The following is a 2,943-nucleotide window of genomic DNA, read 5'->3' as shown; positions in this document are numbered from 1 at the left end:
GTTGACTTATATGTTCTCCCCACCTCTTAAATACGTTTTTACTTGAACCTATATACATTTTTCCATTGATTTTGTTTGTTATTTTATAAATTCCTTTATACATTTTTAGTTACCTCTTTCTATATTATTATAATCTTTGTTGTATTATATGTGAGTGATTCTTAAAAGTTGTCCGTTGGTTGGTATATAATATATAGTATAAGTGCTTATCTGTGGACAACTTTTATATTATTCTATTTTGTTTATTCGTCTTTATAATATGTATCGTGATATTTATCTCTTATTTTATCTACGGCTCTGTCATATGTTTTATCTTGTTCTTTTATTTCTTTTTTAAATAAAGTCTTATTCTCTTCCCTTTTACTTTTTAATGTAGATTCTAATTTAGTATCAACTATATCAATATCCATTAAAAGATTTATTAATATATCATAATCAGACTTAAAACCATTAAACTTTTCTTTTGAAAACATAACCTTTGCTCTGTCCATAAAAACATTATTTACATTCTTCTTTTCCTCCTGAATATTATCGTATTCTATTTTTAAAGCTCTATCCCCTATAATTAAATCATATGCATAATAATAACTAAATCCTGCTTCTTTTTTAACTATAATGTTAAACTTTTTTAAATCCTTTCTACTCTGCATTAACTCATACATACTTCTATACTCTAAGAATTGCAAAGCTTCTTTTTCCATATTTATTATTTCCTTTTCGGTTTCTAAGTCTGCTTTTACAATAGTATTATCTTTTTTCATCATAATACATTTATGCCAGTTTAACACTCTCCTACCTTGCAAATTATTCAAACATCTTTCAATTATCCTTTTAAATTCAATTCTTGTATCACTATAGAAATAATAAATTGATGCTAATTGTATATCATACAATTGAGACAGTTCCTTTCTGTAATACATTGAGTCTATGTAATTATTATTTGTTATTCCTAAAGCATTAAATAACTTATTAATGGGAATACCATCAAGCACTTCAGGATTATTATATAAATATTCTGCTATAACATTTGATAATATATGTATATATTTATTAGCTGTAGATAAGCTTTCAATAGTAACTATTGGTGTTTCATATATCTCGTCAATAATGAATTTGTTGCCCTCCTTATGATAATTACAGAATATAAATAGTTCTTTAATCTGTGACTTCTTAGCATTGCCTGTGGTTGCTATGATATCTAATATTTTGCATAGTTCTCTGTAGTTCTTTATTACTTGATTAATATGTAGTTTATTGATGTTCATTATATGTTTGCACTCCTTCCTTTATTATGTATTAGAATATTATAAACATGATAATATAAGAGATTAAAGATTTATATACTATCATGTTTTGCCTGAACCCCTAATTGAATCTATCAACTTAATTTTCATTTTTTAATTATTTTTCTTTCATATTATTTATTTCTTTAATTTTATTGTCAATTAATTCTTTATATTCTTCTTGTTCATTATCAGTCCAATAAGGAATCTCTAAATAGAAATAATCATTTTTTTTAGACCATATTCTTTTATACCTATCTCTAACTTTCCCCATATGAAATTCTCGTTCCATCGTACTATTATTACGCTTTGCTTGAAGTTTGTGGAATCCTGTTATTTGATAATGTTGTTTTCCATGAATTTCTATAATAAGCTTTAATATAGGTACTTCATTGTCAAAAGGTAAAAATTGTTTTGTTTTAGGATTAACGCATTTTAATATACAATTATATTCATGTAGTACATTATATCCCAACTCATTTAAGTACAACCTGACTTTCCCTTGAAGGAAACTCTCATCTCTTTCTCTTACACAATCAGGACATCTAAAATTTTCTCTAACTGCATTTTGGATATATTTTGAATAACCATCGTGAATATTGTTTTCACATTTAAAAAATACTTTTTCACCTGAATTAGGAGTATATTCATATGCAGTTTTTTTGTTTTTGTTAGACCATATTTCTAATATTTGTGGATATATTGTACCTAAACTATCTAACAAATGAACTTTTCCACTCGCAGAACTATTGCAATATGGACACCTATTCCCCTGTGAAAATATACTCACAGTAGTCTTATAACTTCCATGATAAGCCTTATCTTTGTTTTGACATTTAATATAAATATCTTTGTGGCTATAAATATTAAGTTGAAATGGATTGACGCTTTGGTTTAAATTATAGTCCCAATATTTAATTAAAAACTGTGCGTCAGTATTATCTATATGGTACTGTGCAAAACTATCCAGCGTATGAACTTTACCACTATTGTGATTACAATATGGACACCTTCTTCCTGTTGAAAACTTGTTACAACTAATATCATAACTTCCATGATATACTTTTTCTTGGCAAATCATCCATACTTTTTTATCTGACATAGGTTTGATTTCCCAAGGATTAATAGCATTCTTTTCGTAGTCCCAATATAACTCTAAGAAATCACTGCAAATATTATTTATACCCCACTGAGCAAAAGAATCTAAAGGATGTACTTTATGATTTCCACAATAGGAACATCTAGTCCCCTGTGAAAATGAATTGCAATTAGTAGTGTATTCACCATGATATGGAACATTATCACATATCAAACTTATTAAGCTTTCGCTACCTCTACTATATTCTTTATAATCTTTAACATTGCTTTTGCTCCAAACTTTACCAACCTTTTCCCAAAAATCTTCGTTAGTTTTACATTTTAAATTATTATTCATAGGTTTTACTCCTTTTTATTGTTTTATATTACTTTAGCATATGTAAATTAGTATTAAATGTTCTTAATTAGTTTTACATTACTTTTTCCCTGAGCCTGTTGACATTGGAAATGCTATTACCTTTTCTTTATTAGTATAAAATAATATGTATTTTACTAATTCTTGTATAGCTAATTCATATTTATCTCCCAGTGGACTCTTATTAAATCCTGTTAATCTATTTAT

General features: G+C 26.5%; 3 protein-coding genes. All 3 read right to left on the bottom strand.

The window, feature by feature from the left end; translation table 11 throughout:
• Positions 1–103 (bottom strand): GIY-YIG nuclease family protein (locus tag VIM70_RS23395; RefSeq protein ID WP_414648660.1); only part of this gene is annotated, 103 nt, incomplete at its 3' end.
• A gap of 139 nt (positions 104–242) precedes the next feature.
• Entirely contained in the window at positions 243–1,265 is a 1,023-nt protein-coding gene (locus VIM70_RS04325; RefSeq protein ID WP_331944464.1) for a hypothetical protein, read from the bottom strand.
• 136 nt (positions 1,266–1,401) lie between these two features.
• On the bottom strand, positions 1,402–2,718 hold the full coding sequence (locus tag VIM70_RS04320) for a zinc-ribbon domain-containing protein (protein ID WP_331944462.1): 1,317 nt from the start codon (positions 2,716–2,718) through the stop codon (positions 1,402–1,404).
• Between the last annotated feature and the right edge of the window lie 225 nt (positions 2,719–2,943).

Source organism: Clostridium sp., from assembly GCF_036569345.1.
In the GTDB taxonomy this organism is placed as follows: Bacteria; Bacillota; Clostridia; order Clostridiales; family Clostridiaceae; genus Clostridium_AD.
The sequence above is the reverse complement of the archived record's forward strand: the minus strand, read 5'-3'. Positions and strand labels throughout refer to the sequence as shown.

Bases quoted from the DNA above. Each gene is read 5' to 3' on its own strand.
- VIM70_RS04320 (WP_331944462.1), bottom strand. From the start codon at position 2,718: ATGAATAATAATTTAAAATGTAAAACTAACGAAGATTTTTGGGAAAAG.
- VIM70_RS04325 (WP_331944464.1), bottom strand. From the start codon at position 1,265: ATGAACATCAATAAACTACATATTAATCAAGTAATAAAGAACTACAGA.